At 63.8% G+C, this 15,385-nt stretch carries 13 protein-coding genes; 7 read left to right on the top strand and 6 right to left on the bottom strand.

Going from position 1 to position 15,385, the window contains the following annotated elements; translation table 11 throughout:
- The first annotated feature begins 55 nt into the window (after positions 1-55).
- The 6 genes from RX329_RS04385 to RX329_RS04410 all read left to right on the top strand — a co-directional run bounded on the left by RX329_RS04385 (position 56) and on the right by RX329_RS04410 (position 7,357).
- Entirely contained in the window at positions 56-1,474 is a 1,419-nt protein-coding gene (locus RX329_RS04385; protein WP_085361094.1) for a M20 family metallopeptidase, read from the top strand.
- A gap of 261 nt (positions 1,475-1,735) precedes the next feature.
- Positions 1,736-3,526, top strand: a complete 1,791-nt coding sequence (locus RX329_RS04390; protein ID WP_085350827.1) for a peptide ABC transporter substrate-binding protein — start codon at positions 1,736-1,738, stop codon at positions 3,524-3,526.
- A 28-nt stretch (positions 3,527-3,554) separates the two neighbouring features.
- Entirely contained in the window at positions 3,555-4,514 is a 960-nt protein-coding gene (locus tag RX329_RS04395; RefSeq protein WP_007597394.1) for an ABC transporter permease, read from the top strand.
- Positions 4,480-5,397 (top strand): ABC transporter permease, encoded by a 918-nt coding sequence (locus tag RX329_RS04400; RefSeq protein WP_007597392.1) that lies wholly within the window; start codon positions 4,480-4,482, stop codon positions 5,395-5,397. The genes RX329_RS04395 and RX329_RS04400 overlap by 35 nt, the downstream gene beginning before the upstream one ends.
- Complete coding sequence (locus RX329_RS04405; protein ID WP_085350758.1) at positions 5,397-6,392, top strand: ABC transporter ATP-binding protein; 996 nt, start codon at positions 5,397-5,399, stop codon at positions 6,390-6,392. Before RX329_RS04400 ends, RX329_RS04405 begins: the two co-directional genes overlap by 1 nt.
- The gene (locus tag RX329_RS04410) at positions 6,389-7,357 is read left to right on the top strand and encodes an ABC transporter ATP-binding protein (RefSeq protein WP_007597389.1); all 969 of its coding nucleotides are present in this window, start codon (positions 6,389-6,391) and stop codon (positions 7,355-7,357) included. Before RX329_RS04405 ends, RX329_RS04410 begins: the two co-directional genes overlap by 4 nt.
- 24 nt (positions 7,358-7,381) lie before the next feature.
- Here RX329_RS04410 and RX329_RS04415 read toward each other — a convergent pair whose 3' ends face one another.
- The 3 genes from RX329_RS04415 to RX329_RS04425 all read right to left on the bottom strand — a co-directional run bounded on the left by RX329_RS04415 (position 7,382) and on the right by RX329_RS04425 (position 10,379).
- Positions 7,382-8,029 (bottom strand): HAD family hydrolase, encoded by a 648-nt coding sequence (locus RX329_RS04415; RefSeq protein ID WP_085361092.1) that lies wholly within the window; start codon positions 8,027-8,029, stop codon positions 7,382-7,384.
- A gap of 65 nt (positions 8,030-8,094) precedes the next feature.
- Positions 8,095-9,999, bottom strand: coding sequence for a diguanylate cyclase domain-containing protein (locus RX329_RS04420; protein WP_085361091.1), 1,905 nt, complete (start codon positions 9,997-9,999; stop codon positions 8,095-8,097).
- A 158-nt stretch (positions 10,000-10,157) separates the two neighbouring features.
- The gene (locus RX329_RS04425) at positions 10,158-10,379 is read right to left on the bottom strand and encodes a dodecin (RefSeq protein ID WP_018453224.1); all 222 of its coding nucleotides are present in this window, start codon (positions 10,377-10,379) and stop codon (positions 10,158-10,160) included.
- Between the two features lie 302 nt (positions 10,380-10,681).
- Between RX329_RS04425 and RX329_RS04430 the strand changes: the two genes are divergently transcribed.
- The gene (locus RX329_RS04430; RefSeq protein WP_018453225.1) at positions 10,682-11,683 is read left to right on the top strand and encodes a family 16 glycosylhydrolase; all 1,002 of its coding nucleotides are present in this window, start codon (positions 10,682-10,684) and stop codon (positions 11,681-11,683) included.
- 72 nt (positions 11,684-11,755) lie between these two features.
- Here the strand turns inward: RX329_RS04430 and RX329_RS04435 are convergent, their stop codons facing one another.
- The 3 genes from RX329_RS04435 to RX329_RS04445 form a co-directional block, all read right to left on the bottom strand.
- Complete coding sequence (locus tag RX329_RS04435; protein WP_007597381.1) at positions 11,756-12,313, bottom strand: HNH endonuclease; 558 nt, start codon at positions 12,311-12,313, stop codon at positions 11,756-11,758.
- A 214-nt stretch (positions 12,314-12,527) separates the two neighbouring features.
- Positions 12,528-13,505 carry a peptidyl-alpha-hydroxyglycine alpha-amidating lyase family protein gene (locus tag RX329_RS04440; RefSeq protein ID WP_018453226.1) on the bottom strand — a complete coding sequence of 326 codons (978 nt, stop codon included), beginning with the start codon at positions 13,503-13,505 and terminating at the stop codon, positions 12,528-12,530.
- Positions 13,506-13,557: 52 nt separating this feature from the next.
- A complete protein-coding gene (locus RX329_RS04445) occupies positions 13,558-15,345 on the bottom strand; it encodes a flavin-containing monooxygenase (protein ID WP_085385480.1) in 1,788 nt (595 codons plus the stop codon).
- Positions 15,346-15,385: the final 40 nt, after the last annotated feature.

The following is a 15,385-nucleotide window of genomic DNA, read 5'->3' on the forward strand; positions in this document are numbered from 1 at the left end:
ATGAAGCTGCTAACCATTGCCGCTTCGTTTGACCGAGGGATCACGGGGCCGAAGCATGGACAACCGCAGCGACATCTGGCGTGGCATCGACACGATCAAGGCACGTTTCATCGACCTCAGCGACAAGGTCTGGGGCATGCCCGAAGTCTGCTACACCGAGGCGCGATCCGCCGCCGAGCATCTCGCCGAGTTGCGTCATCAGGGTTTCCGCATCACCGAGCAGGTCGCGGGCATTCCGACCGCGGTGATGGGCGAATGGGGCGAGGGCGGACCGGTCATTGCCTTCATGGGGGAATATGACGCGCTCCCGGGCCTGAGCCAGGAGGCCGGCGTCGCGGAGCATCGTCCGGTCGAGACTGGCGGCCACGGCCATGGCTGCGGTCACAATCTGCTGGGTTCCGCAGCTCTCCTCGCCGCGACGGCGGTGAAGGACTGGCTTGCCGAGAACAAGGTGCCGGGCCGCGTGCGCTATTACGGCTGCCCCGCGGAGGAGGGCGGCGCGGCAAAAGCCTTCATGGTGCGCTCCGGTGCATTCGAAGACGCCGACATCGCCATCACCTGGCATCCGCACAGCTTCTGGGAAGTCGCGGTGACGCCGTCACTCGCCAACACCCGCGCCGATTTCATCTTCACCGGCCGTACCTCGCATGCGGCGGCCTCGCCGCATCTCGGCCGCTCCGCGCTCGACGCCGTGGAGCTGATGAATGTCGGCGTGAACTATATGCGCGAGCACATGCCGAGCGACGCGCGCGTGCACTACGCGCTGCTCGACACCGGCGGCATCGCCCCGAACGTGGTGCAGGCGCATGCGCGCGTGCGCTATTCGATCCGCGCCCGTGATCTGCCCGGCATGAACGAGCTGGTCGGACGCGTGAGCAAGATCGCGGACGGCGCGGCGCTGATGACCGAGACCAAGGTCGAGATGAAGATCATCTCCGCGGTCTCCAACATCCTGCCGAACACGCCGCTGGAGCAGGCGCTGCATCGGGTCATGGAAGAGCTCGGACCGCCGCATTTCGACGACGTAGACAAGGGCTTTGCCACGGAGATCCGCGCAACGCTGAGCGACAAGGACATCGAGTCGGTCTATTACGCGATCGGCATGGAGCCGACCGACCGGCCGCTGGCTGACTTCCTGGTGCCACTGGATGCCAAGCGCAATCCGCTGGTCGGCTCGACCGACGTCGGCGACGTGAGCTGGGTGGTGCCGACCGTGCAGGTCCACGCACCCACGGTTGCAATCGGTACGCCCTTCCACACCTGGCAGGTGGTCGCGCAGGGCAAGAGCGCGCATGCGCACAAGGCCATGGTGCAGGCCGCCAAGGCGATGGCCGGCATCGGTATCAAGGCGCTGACGGACCCGGAGCTGATCAAGGCTGCCAAGGCTGACCTCCAGAAGCGGACAGCCAAGACGCCTTACGTCTGTCCGCTGCCAGACCACGTCGCGCCGCCGCTCGACATGTCCGTGGCGTAGAATTTCGCCTCGATACTTCGTCTGATGCGGCGATCAAATTTTCTGCAGTGCAGCGCGGAATTCAGCGTGTTTTGATGCTGGATTGCCGATCGGATGGGCTGCGGAATATGGTTTTGCCCAACAGACAGTCAGAAGACCGTTTGCATACACACGGTCGCAGTTGACGCGCACCCCATTCGGTGTGCCATCTACCGCCAGCCAAGCCCGGTGGTCGCCTCGCGCGACCGCCTGCATCCATACGGGAACCAGACGGGGACAACCATGCTGGATAAACAACTGCGTTCGATGATCGGTGACGTGAAGGACGGGCGGATGGATCGCCGCGGCTTCATTCAGCGTCTTGCCGCCGTGGGTCTCACCGCGCCTTTGGCCAACCAGATTCTCGCCCTTGGCGGCGTCGCCATGGCCGAGGGCGCCTCGACCTACAAGCCGACCAAGCGCGGCGGCGGTGGCGCGCTCAAGCTGCTGTGGTGGCAGGGGCCGACCCTGCTCAATCCGCATTTCGCCACCGGCACCAAGGACCAGGACGGCGCGCGTCTGTTCTACGAGCCGCTCGCCTGTTGGGATCCCGACGGCAACATGAAGCTGGTCCTGGCCGCCGAAATTCCCTCGATCCAGAACGGTGGCCTCGCCGCCGACGGCAAGTCGGTGACCTGGAAACTCAAGCCCGGCGTCAAATGGCATGACGGCACGCCGTTCACGGCCGACGACGTCGTCTTCAACTGGGAATATGCCAAGGATCCGGCGACCTCCGCACTGACCATCGCGACGCTCCGCGACATCACCGTCGAGAAGGTGGACGACCTCACGGTCCGCATCCTGTTCAACAAGCCGACGCCGTTCTGGGCCGACGCTTTTGTCGGGGCTCCCAATACCATCATCCCGAAACATCTGTTCAAGGACTATATGGGGTCCAAGTCGCGGGAGGCGCCGACCAACCTCTCGCCGGTCGGTACCGGCCCCTACAAGTTCGTCGAGTTCAAGCCGGGCGATCTTGTCCGCGGCGTGATCAATCCCGATTATCACATGGCCAACCGCCCCTATTTCGATTCGATCGAGATGAAGGGCGGCGGCGACGCCGTCTCTGCCGCGCGCGCGGTGATCCAGACTGGCGAATATGATTTCGGCTGGAACATTCAGGTCGAGGACGACGTGCTGCTGCGCCTGGAGAAGGGCGGCAAGGGAAAAACCGTCTACGCCGTCGGCGGCGACACCGAATTCATCGCGCTGAACTTCACCGATCCCAACACCGAGGTCGATGGCGAACGCTCCTCGATAAAGACCAAGCACCCGCTGTTTTCTGATCCAGCGGTGCGCAAGGCGCTCTCGCTGCTGATCGATCGCGAATCGGTCAAGAAGGCCATCTACGGCCGCGCCGGCCGCACCACCGCCAACTTCCTCAACGGGCCCGAAAAATTCGTGTCCAAGAACACCTCGTGGGAGTTCAGCGTCGAGAAGGCCTCGAAGATCCTCGACGACGCCGGCTGGAAGCCGGGCGCCGACGGCATCCGCGAGAAGGACGGCAAGAAGCTGAAGCTCCTCTACCAGACCGCGATCAACGGGCCGCGCCAGAAGACGCAGGCCATCGTCAAGCAGGCCTGCCAGAAGGCGGGTATCGACGTCGAACTGAAATCGGTCGTCGCCTCCGTGTTCTTCTCCTCCGACGTCGGCAATCCCGACACCTATTCCAAGTTCTACGCCGACATGGAGATGTTCCAGATCCCGCTGAGCCAGCCCGATCCGTCGCAGCACATGCGTCGTTACCTTTCGAACCTCGTCGCCACCAAGGAGAACAAGTGGCAGGGCACCAACTTCCCGCGCTGGGTCAACAAGGAGTACGACGCGACCATCCTGGCCGCCGACGGCGAAATGGATCCGGTCAAGCGCGCGGCGCTCTACATCAAGGCCAATGATCTCATGTACCAGGACATCGTTTTCATCCCGGTGCAGCACCGTCTGAAGGTCGAGGCGGCCGCCAACAATCTGCGCCCGGTCGTTTCCGGCTGGGCCAACGAGACCGACAATTTGTTCGACTGGTACCGCGAAGAATGATCACGCACGCCTAGAGCGGTCCTTCTTCATGAGCCAGTATGTCCTGCGTCGCCTCCTGATCGCGATTCCGAGCCTGCTCGGAATTTCGCTCGTGCTGTTCGTCGTGCTCGCACTCGCCCCGGGCGATCCCTTCTCCGAGCTAGCGACCAATCCGAACGTGCCGCCCGAAGTCGCTCTCGCGCTTCGGGCGAAGTTCGGCCTCGACGATCCGATCTACCTTCGTTACCTGCACTGGCTCAACGCCATGCTGCACGGCGACTGGGGTTTCTCCTTCGTCAGCCGGATGAACGTGGACACGCTCATTCTCCAGCGACTGCCAACGACGCTGTACGTGATCGGCTCGGCGCAGATCCTTGCGCTCCTGATCGCGATCCCGGTCGGGGTCTACGCCGCGACGAAACCTTATTCGCTGTTCGACCAGGTCGCCAACACGCTCGCCTTTGTCGGCTTCTCGCTGCCGACCTTCTTCACCGGCATCCTGTTCATCCTGATCTTCTCGGTCACGCTGGACTGGCTGCCTTTCGTCTACACGACCGACATCAAGGGCACGGGGATTCACTGGGTGCTGGAGATGATCCGTCAGGCGATCATGCCGGTGGCGGTGCTCGGCCTGTTCCAGGCTGCGTCGATGACGCGTTTCGTGCGCTCGGCGATGCTCGACGTGATCCGGCTCGACTACGTCACCACCGCGCGCGCCAAGGGCATCGGCCAGAGGCGGGTGATCATCAAGCATGTGATGCGCAACGCGATGATCCCGGTCGTCACGTTGATTGCGTTGCAAATCCCGGCGGTGTTCGGCGGCGCCATCGTCACCGAGCAGATCTTCCGCATCCCCGGCATCGGCTCGCTGCTGATCTCCTCCATCCTTTCCAACGACACGCCGGTGGTGATGGCCGTCACCTTCGTCTTTGCGTGCCTGGTCGTGCTGTTCAATCTCATCGCGGACGTTCTTTATGGCTGGCTTGACCCTCGCATCTCCCTCCGCTGAGCGGCGCGTCTACTCGCCCTGGCGCGAGACGTGGCGGCGCTATAGCCGCCACAAGCTTGCCGTGGTCAGCGCGTTCCTGCTCCTCGTTCTGATCCTGGCGGTGGTGGTCGGCCCCTTTATCTGGCGGGTCAAGATCGACGACATCGACATCGTGGCGGGCATGCAGGGGCCGTCGCTGGCCCATCCCTTTGGCACCGACGATCTCGGGCAGGATATCCTCGCCCGCATGATCTATGGCGGGCGCATCTCGCTCGCGGTCGGTCTCGCCGCGATGCTGGTCTCGGTCTTTGTCGGTGTGCTGATCGGCGCGCTCGCCGGCATGTCGCGCGGCGCGCTCGGCCATGGGCTGATGTGGCTCACCGATCTCTTTTTGTCGCTGCCGCAATTGCCCCTGCTGCTGCTGCTGATCTATCTCTTCCGCGACGGGCTGAAGGCAGCGTTCGGCCCCGAGGGCGGCATTTTCATCCTGATCGTGCTCGTGATCGGTGGCTTGCGCTGGATGCCGGTCGCCCGCCTCGTTCGCGCCCAGTTCCTGTCGATCCGCGAGAAGGAATTCGTCGAAGCCGCGCGCGCTCTCGGAGCCAGCCCGGTACGGCAGGTGGTGCGCCATATCCTGCCCAATGCGCTCGGTCCGGTGATCATCGCCGGCACCATCGACGTGGCCGCAGCCATCATCGCGGAATCGACGCTGTCCTTCCTCGGCCTCGGCTTCCCGCCGGATACGCCGACCTGGGGCCGGCTGCTTTATGACGCGAAAGACTTTCTCGACATCGGCCCGCACTGGGCGCTGTTCCCGGGCGGCGCGATCTTCATCGCAGTGGTCGCCATCAACTTCATCGGCGACGGCCTGCGTGACGCGCTCGATGCGCGGCGGGTGATCTGATGGCGCCGCTGCTCGAGATCAAGGGACTGAAAACCCACTTCTCCACCGACGACGGCATCCTCCAGGCGGTCGACGGTGTCGACATCTCCATCAACCGCGGCGAGACGCTCTGCGTCGTCGGCGAATCCGGTTGCGGCAAGACCGTCACCGCGATGTCGATCCTGAAGCTGATCGCGATGCCGCCGGGCCGCATCGCGGCAGGCGAGATCATCTTCGAGGGCCGCGATCTCGTGCCGCTGACGAGCAGTCAGCTCGACGAGATCCGCGCCAAGGAGATCGGCTTCATCTTCCAGGAGCCGATGACCTCGCTCAATCCGGTGCTGACCATCGGCGAGCAGATCGCCGAAAGCCTGCGCCGCCATGAGAATGTCACCAGGAAACAGGCGCTCGATCGCACCATCGAGATGCTCAAGCTGGTGCAGATTCCCAACGCCGAAGGCCGCGTGCACAACTATCCGCATCAGTTCTCCGGCGGCATGCGCCAGCGTGTGATGATCGCGATGGCTCTCGCCTGCAAGCCGAAACTGATCATCGCCGACGAGCCCACCACGGCCCTCGACGTCACTATTCAGGCGCAGATCCTCGACCTGCTCCAGGACATGAAGGAACGCTTCGGCATGGCGGTGATGCTGATCACCCATGCCATGGGCGTCGTCGCCGAGACCGCGCAACGCGTCGTCGTGATGTATGCCGGCAAGGTGGTGGAGGAGGCGCCCGTCGACGACCTCTTTGGCAATCCCGGCCATCCCTATACCCAGGGACTGATCCGCTCGATCCCGCGCATCGATCTCGCCAGCGAGCACAAGGTGCGGCTGGAGGCGATCGGCGGCTCGGTGCCGATCCTGATCAATCCGCCGGTCGGCTGCCGCTTCGCCCCGCGCTGCCGCCACGCCATGAGCGTCTGCACCGAGAGGGAGCCGCTGCTGCGCGAGATCGCGCCCGGCCACCGTATGGCCTGTCATCTGGGAGATACGCAGTTGGGAGGCGCAGCATGACCGAGCCCCTGCTCCGCGTCAGCGGCCTGAAGAAATATTTTCCCGTGCATGGCGGCCTGTTGTCGCGCCAGGTCGGCAGCGTTTATGCCGTCGATGGGGTCTCGTTCTCGGTCAACCGCGGCGAGACGCTCGGCCTCGTCGGCGAATCCGGCTGCGGAAAGTCGACGACGGGACGCTGCGTGCTGCGCCTGATCGAACCGACCGACGGCGAGGTCGTGTTCGACGGTCAGGATGTCCGCCAGCTCGGCGGCAACGATTTGCGCGCGATGCGGCGGAACATGCAGCTTGTGTTCCAGGACCCGTTCGCCTCCCTCAATCCGCGCATGACGGTCGGCGCCATCCTCGGCGAAGCCCTCGTCATCCATAAGCTCGGCTCATCCGCCAAGGAGCGTGAGGATCGCGTCGCGAGCCTGCTGGTGAAGGTCGGGCTCAAGGCCGAGCACATGCGCCGCTATCCGCATGAATTCTCCGGCGGTCAGCGCCAGCGCATCGTGATCGCGCGTGCGCTCGCGGTCGAGCCGAAACTGATCGTCTGCGACGAACCGGTGTCTGCGCTCGACGTCTCGATCCAGGCGCAGGTCATCAACTTGCTGGAAGATCTCCAGGCGGAGCTGAACCTCACCTATCTCTTCGTTGCGCACGATTTGTCGGTGGTCGAGCACATCTCCGACCGAGTCGCGGTGATGTATCTTGGCCGTATCGTCGAGCTCGCCAAGGCCAGCGACCTCTACCGCAATCCGCAGCATCCCTACACGAGGGCGCTGTTATCGGCGGTGCCGGTGCCCGATCCCAAGCTCAAGCGCGAGCGTATCCGCCTCAAGGGCGACGTTCCGAGCCCGATGAAGCCGCCGTCGGGCTGCCACTTCCACACCCGCTGTCCTATCGCCCAGCCGCGTTGCGCGGAAAGCGCACCGGAGCTGAAGGAGGGAGCAGGCGGGCACTTTGTGGCGTGCCATCTCGCCTGACGCCGGGAAAAGCGGATCGCGCATTCATGCGTGAAGCAGGCCGTGCTCCGACAGGGCCCGCCTGAAAGCCTCAACCGAGGTGTGGTGATGCGCGAACAGGCCCGCCTCTCGCGCACCGGCGACATTGGCCATGAGATCGTCGACGAACAGGACGTTCTCCGGTTTGACGTCGAGCTCCGACAGACAGAGGCGGAAGCAGCGCGGGTCCGGCTTCGCCGTCTTGAACCGGGCCGAGGCGTAGATTCGCGAGCCGAACAGCGGTGGCAATTCCGGCAGCAGCGCTGCGATATGGTCGGCGACCAGCGTCGTGTTGTTGGTCAGGACGGCAATGTCGACGGTTTGACGCAAGCTGCCGACAATCTCCAGCATGGCACGATCGGCCTGCATTGAACGGCGTCGCGCCTCGATCCACTCGTGCAGTGACAGCGGATAGCCGATGCGGTCGCCGAAACCCCGCAAATAGTCCGCGGCATCGAGTGTGCCGGAATCGCCGAGCAGCTCGAAGCCGCTGTCCCAGATCGCCTTGTGGACGGATTCGCTCGTGGTCCCCGCAACCTTCGCCAGCCATGCGACACGCTTTGCCCTGTCGTAGTCGCAGAGGACATTGTCCATGTCGAAGAGGACGAGTTTGATTTGACCGGTCACCGCAGCACTCTCGGATTGGCCGAACATCCGGCCGTGATCCAAGCCATACCGCGCTGGAGCGCAGGCAACAAATCGGGCCAACGGTCGATCCGTCACGCGCTCCTGGCGGGCCAGGGAACGACCTGTCCCGACATCACCAGCCGGTCACGGCCGTTGTCCTTGGCGGCGTAGAGCGCGCGGTCGGCGGCGCCGACCAGCGTGCTGCAGTCCGCCGTGGTTTGGGACGGCAGACTCGTCGCGCCGCCAACGCTTGCGGTCACCAGGCGCGAGGGGGGACTTTGCGCATGCGGCATGGCGAGATCGTGCAGAGCCTTGCGAATCCCTTCGCCGACCTCGGCGCAGCCCTCGGGACCGGTGTTCGGCAACAGCACGGCGAATTCTTCGCCACCGTAGCGCGCCGCGACGTCGGCCTGGCGCTTGGTGTGGGTTGATAGGATCCGGCCCAGCGCGCGCAGGCATCCGTCGCCCGCCAGATGCCCGTATTGGTCGTTGAACTTCTTGAAATGATCGACATCGATCAGCAGGAGCGAGAGCTGCGTGCCATCGCGCCGGGCCCGGGCCCATTCCTCGGCGAGGCGCTCGTCGAACGCGCGCCGGTTGACGAGTCCGGTGAGGCCGTCGGTCGTTGCAAGCGAGGCGAGCTTGTCCTGAAGATCCTTCTGCTCGGTGATGTCGCGCACCACCGCGACGACGCCGTCGATCTCACCGCTGTCCGACGCCAGGGTCACGTGCAACGCCGCCTCCGCCCAAATCTCGCCCTTGTCGCGATGACGGTGGCGATAGACGAACCGCGTCTCCTCGGCCTCGCCATTCTTAAGCGCGGCGATAGCCTGCTCGACCCGCTCCATGTCGTCGGCGTGAATGCCGGCCAGGGCCGAGGTGGATAGCAGCTCGTCGGAGGACCAGCCCGTGATGCGTACGCACGAGGGGGAAACGTAGAGCAGCCGGTTGTCCAGCCCGATCCGGGTCACCATGTCGCTGGATTGCTCGGCCAACAGGCGGAAGTTTGCTTCGTTGACGACGAGGGCCTGGGCCGTGCGCTGCCGCTGTACGAGCTGACGGACCAGGTAGAAGCCGATCACCGCGATCAGCAGCACGAGGCCGAGGACGAAGGTGGTGCGCGCAGCCGCGGCTTGCCGCCACGGCGCCAGCACGTCGTCCCGCGACTTGCTCGCCAGCACCATTAGGGGATAGCGGCTGCTGCGTTGGTAATAGCTCAGCCGCTGGACGCCATCGAGCGGCGACTTGAAATAGTAGACTGCTGCGGCGGGGCGACTTTCCCATCCCTTGAACAAGGGCGCATTGGACAGGTCGCGTCCGACAAAGCCGCCACTGTCGTCGCGGCTGCGCGCCAGCATGATGCCGCTATCGTTGAGCAGCGATGCCGAGCCGTTCGTACCGATGTCGAACCGCTCGTAGAACTTGACGAAATAGCCGACGTCGATCGTGAGCAGGGCAACGCCGGCGAAGCCGCCGTCGGCATCGTTGATCCGGCGGGACGCGGTGACGACCCATTGGCCCCCGGCTCGACTCTTCACGGGCGGTCCGATCAGCGTGCCCATCTCCGGCGAGTCCCGATGACGCTGGAAATATTCGCGGTCGCTGTTGTTGAGCTTGGAGAAGTCGAGCCGCTCGGTCGTGGCAAGCCACTGCCCGCTCGCGTCATAAACGAAGATGCCGCGGATCCGGTCCGATGATTTTCGTGTCGGCAGATAGGCCTGAAGCTTGGTGATCGTGTCCGGACCCGTCCCGTCGATTTCGAGCCGGTGGACCAGGCCTACGAGGATTGTATCAACGAGTTCGAAGGTGTCGTCCGCGTGCTGGATCAGCGAATGCGCCAGATTGGCGACGTCGATCTCGGCGTTCTTGAGATCGGCATTGCGGGTTTCCCATTCACGCCAGGCGCTCAAGCCGAGGATGGCGAAGCAGGTCAGGATGACGAAACCCGCTGCCCAGAGCGGAAGGCGCGTCTTTCCGAGTTCGCGGCCCGTGGTCATCAGGCTTGCTCCATTTCGGCGCAAACCTCTCACTTTGGCCTTAACGGGCTGTTGCAACTTCCGTGCGGATTGTGCGCTTCCGGTCGGAACAATCCTCGACAATTGACGGGCTATCGTCGAGCTAACCAGGCTGACCCCGCGCGCCGGGCCTTTCTGCCTCACTCATCCAGCGTGAAGCCGACCCGCAGCGTCACCTGGTAGTGGCGCACGGCACCGTTCTCGATATGGCCGCGCGTTTGCACCACCTCGAACCATTTCATCTCGCGAACGGTCTTTGCGGCCCGGCTGACCGCGTTCTTGATCGCATCCTCGATCGACGTCTCGGACGATCCGACCAGTTCCAGGATCTTGTAGACGTGATCCGTCTCGCTTGTGGCCATGACTATTCTCCCCTCGTGCTGTGGCGGGACCGGATATGTCTGTCGCGGACAACTGGCGCCCGCGCGACATCCGGCCTCGACTCTGAACGGATGCCGGCGCCCCGAGTTCCGTCCCGGCAGGAGCCTGCCGCTCGCCTTCCGAGCGCTGCCTAGGCGTCCCAATTTTTCTAAGTGCACGAAAATCTGGATCGCGTGTGCAAGCGGCGCTCCTGAATTGGCGCGCGGTCGCCGGCCCGCTCTTGCCGGTTCCGATATGAGTAAGCTAACCTCGGCCTTTCCTCTGGCGTCTTCGAAGTGCGGTGATGATCGAGCGTTGGACGAGGGGCGCTCTGGCTGCGATCGGTCTCTGCGTTGTGCCCGCGCCAGCCATCGCGCAGGACGATCTCGACGGTGCCCCGATGAGCATGTCGCTGCAGGTCACGACCGATCCCTCCACCATCGAGTGCCGTCGGCTGGAGAAGGTCAATCCGGCCTCGCTGGTCTTCTTGCCGCTACGCCGGACCTTCAACGAGGATTTTGACGAGCATCCGCTGGCAAACGGACGCTGGGTGCCGCATTACGCCGGCGGCGCGGCCTGGCCGGAGGCGCGTTACTGGGGCGGCGACGGCTCCGACTTCAAGCGCAAGACCAGCGCCAATGGCGAGCAACAGATCTATGTCGATCCGCGGTATGCGGGGCGCAACGCGGCGCCGCTCGGGCTCGATCCGTTCAAGGTCAAGGACGGCGTGCTGTCGATCGTCGCCAGCCGTACCCCGCCGGGGTTGAAGCCGGTGCTGTTCGACAACGAGTACATCTCCGGGATACTGACGACCCAGGGCACGTTCGCGCAGAAGCACGGCTATTTCGAGATCCGCGCCAAGGTGCCGGTCGGGCACGCAGTGTGGCCGGCGTTCTGGATGCTGGCGGATGACGGTGGCTGGCCGCCGGAGGTCGACGTGCTGGAAGGCCGCGGCGAAAAGCCGGGCGATCTCGTGATGACGACGCATTGGCGGATTCCCTCGACCCAGAAGATTCAGTCCTGCGGCTTCGACTTCGCGGTCGGCGACGCGTCGAGCGCATTCCACACTTACGGTGTGCTGTGGGAGGAGGATCGCCTGGTCTATTTCATCGACCGCAGACCGGTGTCCGACATCAAGGTGCCGATCGGTTTCGACGATCCCATGTACATGATCGTCAATCTCGCGATCGGATCCAAATTCTTTCTCGGCGTCGGTCCGGTCGACGCGGAGTCGCCGCCTACCGTCGCATTCGAGATCGACCGGATTTCCGTCTATCAGATCGATCTGGAGCAGGCGCGCAGATAGAAGCTCGCTGATCTCTCCCGGCGTTGGGCGGCGCGAGTCAACGATGGATTGCCGAGGGCCTGCACGCCGACGTTACGGATCCAGCTCCGTATCCCAGTAGAGATAATCCAGCCAACTGTCGTGCAGATAGTTCGGCGGGAACAGGCGGCCGTTACGGTGGAGCTGGTGCACGGTCGGCGCGAAGGCGTGCTGGCGTGGAAACATCTTGGCCTGCACCGGCGTCAGATTGCCCTTGCGCAAATTGCAGGGCGAGCACGCCGCGACCACGTTCTCCCAGGTGGTCTGGCCGCCTTTGCTGCGCGGGATGATGTGGTCGAAGGTGAGGTCTTCGGGCGAGCCGCAATATTGGCAGGCGAAACGATCGCGCAGGAAGACGTTAAATCGGGTGAAGGCAGGGTGGGTGGTCGGCTTGACGAAGGATTTGAGCGAGACGACGCTCGGCAGCTGCATTTGCAGCGTGGGGCTATGGACCGCCTGATCGTAATGCGCGACGATGTTGACGCGGTCGAGGAATACCGCCTTGATCGCGTCCTGCCACGACCACAAAGACAGTGGGTAGTAACTCAGCGGCCGGAAGTCCGCATTCAGCACCAACACCGGCCAATGGCCTTGCGAGACATGTGCGTTCAAGTAACGCTCCTGGCCTCCAATGTACGCTGCGAAGCAGCACGTAACTGACATACTACATGCAGCGTGACGGGATTGTGAAGCCCGTTGAGCGACTTATTCCGGCACAAGCAATGCGGCCGGGGGGTGGCAAAGCGCGCAAAACGCTGTGATTTCCAAGTCCGAGGCCGTTGAGGCAGCGTCATCCTGACAGCGCGACGTGGATGTGCCGAGGCAGCTACTCCCGCACGCGCTCCAGCTTCTGCAAACATCGCGTCGCGCGCACCACGGCCGGCATCTCCTCGTCCGGAAAGCTGGTCTTCCAATCGGTGACGCCGACCTCGCCGACATAGATGTCGCCCCTGGAATCCAGTGCGATGCCGTGCGGCGCCAGGAACTTGCCGCTCGCAACGCCCGGGCCTTCCTCGCCACCGAGCCGCGCGATGCGGTTGCCCTTGGCGTCCACGATCGAGAGCCGCGGGCCGAGATTGGGCACCTTGCGGTTGACGGCCAGGCCAGGGCCGAGTTCCCCGATGACGAAGGTCGGGCTCTTAGCCCCACCGCAACAGCATAGCGCACAAGGGCGGTGCAGATTGTTCCACTGCGTCTCGTACTTGCCGTTGCCGTCGAACACCTGCACGCGGTGGTTCTCGCGGTCGGCGACATAGACAAAGCCGTCGGCGTCGGTGGCGATGTTGTGCACGATGTTGAACTGGCCGGGATCGGTGCCGGGTTCGCCCCAGCTTGTCATCAGCTTGCCGCCGGGCGTGAATTTGTGCACGCGCGCATTGCCATAGCCGTCGGAGACGTAGATTTCACCCTTCGGCGACAGCGCGGTGTGGGTGCAGCGGTGGAAGGGATCGCCGCTCATGAACGGCGACGGTTTCTCGGGGATGCCGATCGTCAGCAGCACCTTGCCGTCGGTGGTGCACTTGCGCACGGTGTGGTCGCCGTCATCGGTGCAATAGAGATTGTCGTCGGCATCGATGTGCAGGCCGTGGGCGCGCGAGAACAGGCCTTCGCCCCAACTTCGCAAGAAATTGCCCTCGCGGTCCAGCACGACCATCGGATGGGCCCCGCGGTTGAAGACGTAGACGCGGTCCTTGCTGTCGACCGCGACCGAGGCGACGTCGGTGAGCTGCCATCCGTCCGGCAGCTTTGCGAAGTTTTCAACGACGCGGTAGCGGTGCTCGCCGGTGCCGAGAATGGCTGGCATGAATTCTCCTCTTGTTCGTTATCGTGGTGCGACACTGCTTCTACGGTGTTGTTCAAGCGGTGCTCGCCGCTGCCGCTCCAGTCTGCCCCAAAATCCCTTCCTCGATCGCCTTGATCTGCAGCGCCAGATATTTCGAGTTGATCCGGCATTGCGCGAGGCTGCCGGCGATGAACCAGAGGCCGGGCTGCCTGGTGCGCGTATACATGTTACGCAGCTCGAGGCCGTCGCCAAAGCCCCAGATCGGGCCGACCCGGTCGGCGACGGCGTCGCCGAACAGTTTCTGCACCAGATATTCCTGTGTCTTGTAACCGGTCGAGAGCACGATCAGGTCGGCCGAAAGGGTTGTGCCGTCCTTCATGCGAACGCCCTCGGTGACGAAGCTCTCGATGTCGGAAAACTGCCTGAGCTTGATCGCGCCCTCGATGACGAGGTTGGAGCAGCCGACATTGAAATAATAGCCGCCGCCACGGGTGAGATATTTGAACTGCCAGCCGGTGCCGGCCTCGCCGAAATCGAGCTTGAAGCCGACGCGCCGCAACCCGTCGAGCAGTTCCTTGTCGAGCTCCTTCGACTGCTCCGTCAGCATCACATGGGTCTTTTTCGCGAGCGGTGTCGGCATCGAGGTCGCGATCAGATCGTTGTCCTCGAGCGTGCCCTCATTGTAGGTCGCATAAGCGAGTTGGGCCGACGGCTCGATATTGGTGACGAGCGTAGGTGAACGCTGCACCAGCGTCACTTCGGCACCACTGGAGTGAAGATCCTGCGCGATGTCGTGGCCGCTATTGCCGGTGCCGATGACGATGGCGCGTTTGCCTGTCCAGGTCTCGCCGTCCTCGTAGCGGCTCGAATGCAGCAGCGTGCCCTTGAAGTTATCCAGGGTCGGAATGACAGGCACATTGGCGATGCCGCTGACGCCGGTTGCCATCACCACATGGCGCGGGTGCATGATACGCTCACTGCCGTCGGTGTGCCGCAGTGTGACGGTCCAGTGGTCTTTCGCATCGTCGTAGGCGCCGCCCTCGAATTCGGTGCCGGTCCAGAAGTTCAGCTCCATCGCCTCGACGTAAGCTTCGAACCAGTTGGCGAGCTTGTCCTTGGGGATATAGGTCGGCCAGCTCGGCGGAAACGGCATGTAGGGCAAATGATTGACCTGCACCTGGTTATGCAGGGTCAGCGCGTGGTAGCGCTTGCGCCAATTGTCCCCGATCCGCGCCTCGCGATCGACGATCAGGGTGTCGATGTTCAACTGTTTCAGCCGCGCCGCGATCGCGAGCCCGGCCTGGCCGCCGCCGACCACCAGCACGGCGGGATCGCGATCGGCGTAGTCGCGCGAGCCGTTGCGCAAGTCCAGCCAGTTCGGTCCACGGAAGTCGCGCGAATAGGCCTGGCCGCGCGGCCGCGAGGTGCCGAGCTGCTCCTCGAAGCCCTTGAGCTCGTCGAGCGCGGTGAGGAGCGTCCACGCTTTCAGGCGGTCGCCGTCGGTGGCGTCGGGCACAAGCCTGACGGTGCCGCTGCCGCGCCCCAGTGCGGTTTCGAAATTGAAGATCACCTCGATAGTGTTGGTCCCGGCACGCGTCACCCAGCGCGGTGGCGCTCGGTTCGGCGCAATCTTGAAGCTGCCCGGCGCAGCCTTTGCCGCGAGCGTTGTCAGCTCCCGCTTGATCGAGTCGCCGCCGCCGATCGTTTGCAGGTTCCAGCTTAGTGCCAGCACATCGCGCCAATAGCTGTCGGCGAGGAAAAGACGATCCAGCGCAGCGCTATCGGCTGCGCCCAGCGTTAGCTCGACCTCATCGAGCCAGGCTTGCGCGGATGCGACAATGTCCTTGGTCCTGTCCAGCATGCGCGACCTCGTGCCGTCTCCGCGGCGTTTCCTCTACGGT

The sequence above is a fragment of the Bradyrhizobium sp. BWC-3-1 genome, from assembly GCF_032917965.1.
In the GTDB taxonomy this organism is placed as follows: Bacteria; Pseudomonadota; Alphaproteobacteria; order Rhizobiales; family Xanthobacteraceae; genus Bradyrhizobium; species Bradyrhizobium canariense_D.

Coding starts and splice junctions, on each gene's coding strand:
- RX329_RS04385 (WP_085361094.1), top strand. CDS start 56: ATGGACAACCGCAGCGACATCTGGCGTGGCATCGACACGATCAAGGCA.
- RX329_RS04390 (WP_085350827.1), top strand. CDS start 1,736: ATGCTGGATAAACAACTGCGTTCGATGATCGGTGACGTGAAGGACGGG.
- RX329_RS04395 (WP_007597394.1), top strand. CDS start 3,555: ATGAGCCAGTATGTCCTGCGTCGCCTCCTGATCGCGATTCCGAGCCTG.
- RX329_RS04400 (WP_007597392.1), top strand. CDS start 4,480: ATGGCTGGCTTGACCCTCGCATCTCCCTCCGCTGAGCGGCGCGTCTAC.
- RX329_RS04405 (WP_085350758.1), top strand. CDS start 5,397: ATGGCGCCGCTGCTCGAGATCAAGGGACTGAAAACCCACTTCTCCACC.
- RX329_RS04410 (WP_007597389.1), top strand. CDS start 6,389: ATGACCGAGCCCCTGCTCCGCGTCAGCGGCCTGAAGAAATATTTTCCC.
- RX329_RS04415 (WP_085361092.1), bottom strand. CDS start 8,029: ATGTTCGGCCAATCCGAGAGTGCTGCGGTGACCGGTCAAATCAAACTC.
- RX329_RS04420 (WP_085361091.1), bottom strand. CDS start 9,999: ATGACCACGGGCCGCGAACTCGGAAAGACGCGCCTTCCGCTCTGGGCA.
- RX329_RS04425 (WP_018453224.1), bottom strand. CDS start 10,379: ATGGCCACAAGCGAGACGGATCACGTCTACAAGATCCTGGAACTGGTC.
- RX329_RS04430 (WP_018453225.1), top strand. CDS start 10,682: ATGATCGAGCGTTGGACGAGGGGCGCTCTGGCTGCGATCGGTCTCTGC.
- RX329_RS04440 (WP_018453226.1), bottom strand. CDS start 13,505: ATGCCAGCCATTCTCGGCACCGGCGAGCACCGCTACCGCGTCGTTGAA.
- RX329_RS04445 (WP_085385480.1), bottom strand. CDS start 15,345: ATGCTGGACAGGACCAAGGACATTGTCGCATCCGCGCAAGCCTGGCTC.